The sequence below is a fragment of the Streptomyces aureus genome (genome assembly GCF_001418135.1).
In the GTDB taxonomy this organism is placed as follows: Bacteria; Actinomycetota; Actinomycetes; order Streptomycetales; family Streptomycetaceae; genus Streptomyces; species Streptomyces aureus_A.
The window spans coordinates 1-1,966 of sequence record NZ_LIPQ01000693.1 but is presented as its reverse complement, the minus strand read 5'-3'; the positions used below and the strand labels follow the sequence as shown (position 1 = coordinate 1,966).

2 protein-coding genes are annotated in these 1,966 nt (G+C 75.5%); both read right to left on the bottom strand.

The window, feature by feature from the left end:
- Positions 1-693 (bottom strand): SCO3242 family prenyltransferase (locus AOK00_RS36200; protein ID WP_055604326.1); only part of this gene is annotated, 693 nt, incomplete at its 3' end.
- Positions 690-1,913 carry an inositol-3-phosphate synthase gene (locus AOK00_RS36195; RefSeq protein WP_079042383.1) on the bottom strand — a complete coding sequence of 408 codons (1,224 nt, stop codon included), beginning with the start codon at positions 1,911-1,913 and terminating at the stop codon, positions 690-692. The genes AOK00_RS36195 and AOK00_RS36200, both read right to left, overlap by 4 nt.
- Positions 1,914-1,966: the final 53 nt, after the last annotated feature.

Here is a 1,966-nt window from a genome sequence, read left to right as displayed (position 1 = left end):
GGGACCGGAGGGGGACGAGACGGTGGTGGTGTCGGGCCGTGCGCCGAGCACCTCCCCCGATGCCGCCCCTGCCACTGCCAGGGTGACGGCGAGTGCGGCGAGCGGGGTGCGGGTGGAGCCGCCCTGGGTCTCGTGGCGGGAGACGGCGGTGACGGCGTAGGTGTGTGCCCCGAGCAGCGCGGCGGACGGCAGGGCGCGGACGGCGCGGCGGTGGGGTCCGCCGTGCCGGCCGTTCGAGGCCGTCGCGCCCAGGAGGAGGTCGAGGGCTCGGGCCGCGGCCATGGTGCCGGGGCCCGCCGGGGTGTGTTTCAGGCCGAGGTCGTAGGCCCAGACCGTAGCGGCGAGGGCGGTGGCGACCGCGAGGGACGGGCGGCCCGCGCGGGAGGCCAGGGCAAGGCCTGCCGCCGTCAGGGCCGCCGAGGCCGCGAGGGCGGCGCCGGGGGCGATGCGGCCGGAGGGCAGTGGGCGGTGGGGGCGTTCGGCGGCGTCCTCGACCCGGTCGGCCCAGTCGTTGAGGGCCATCCCCGCCTCGTACAGGCAGAGCGAGGCGCCGATCGCGCAGAGCGTGCCCCGGCCGGGGCGGACCCCGGCCGCCGCAGCGCCCGCGAGGGCGTCTCCGGGCACCGAGAACAGTGCCGATACGCGGAGGAGTTCCGCCCAGGCCTGTGCCCGGCCGGTACGCCGCCGGGTCATCGGGCGTTCCCCGTACCCGCGTCCTCCGTACCCGCGGCCTGCGCACCCGTGTCCTCCGTCCCCGCGGCCAGCGCACCCGTATCGCCCGCACCCGAGTCGTCCGCCCCACCCGGGCGGTCGCCCAGGGTGCGGCCGAAGGTCAGCAGGCGGTCGTACTGGTCCGCGAGTGAGGCCGGTGGGGTGCCTTCGGGGTCCTTGAAGTAGAAGGCCAGGTCCTCCAACGGCCCCGTGAGGCCCTTCTCGTGGGCGCGGGCCGTGAGGCGTGCCAGGTCGAGGACGAGGGGGGCCGCGAGGGCGGAGTCGCAGCCCTGCCAGAGGGTCTGGAGGATCATGCGGGTGCCGAGGAAGCCGTCGAAGGCGATGTGGTCCCAGGCGGTCTTCCACTCCCCCATCGCGGGGACGTCGTCGATGTGGACCTGGCCTTCGACGCCGTGGCCGAGGGTGTCGGTGAGGACGCGTTCCTTGCCGGCGTTCTTGGCGGCCGCGGCCGCCGGGTCGGCGAGGGCGGCTCCGTCGCCGCCGCCGAGGAGGTTGCTGCCGGACCAGGCGCGTACGGTCAGGGCGCGCTGGCGGAACATCGGGGCGAGTACGGCGCGGAGCAGGGTCTGGCCGGTCTTGCCGTCGCGGCCCGCGTGCGGCAGCCGGCTCGCGGCGAGCGGGGCGGCGAGGGCCGGGTGGCGCAGGCCGGTGGACGGGGTGAAGTTGATGTACGGGCATCCGGCGCGCAGTGCGGCGGCGGCGTACAGGGTGCTGGGTGGGAGCCCGACGCCCCCCGACGCCGGCTCCGTGGATGCCACATTGACGACCACGACGCGGTCCAGGCCAATACGTCGGCGGAAGTCCGTCAGGTCGTGGGTGAAGGCGGTGATGAGTTGTTCGTCGGTGCGGGTGTCGCCGGGCGCGGGGCCGCCGGGGCGGATCTCGTGGTCGGCGACCTCGAGCTCGCGGGTGACGGTCCGGGCGAGGCCGTACGGGAGGACTCCGGCGGTGGTGAGTTGTTCGGCGCGTTTGGGGAGCGGGCAGTCGGTGGTGTCGTGTCCGCCGAAGACGAGGGAGGCGAGTGGGGGCAGGCCGGCGTCGGCGAGTTCGGGGGTTTCGGTGGCCATGCCGGTGGGTGGGTGGAGTCCGGCGACGAGGGCGGCGCAGCCGACCATGGTGGTGGTGGCGACGGAGCCTCTCGCGCCTATGAGCCAGATTCCGGTGCGGGGTGCGTGGGTCATGGCGTCGGCCTCCCTGCTCGTCCAAGCGGAATGAGGGGTGGGGGTGGTGACGG

Coding starts and splice junctions, on each gene's coding strand:
- AOK00_RS36195 (WP_079042383.1), bottom strand. CDS start 1,913: ATGACCCACGCACCCCGCACCGGAATCTGGCTCATAGGCGCGAGAGGC.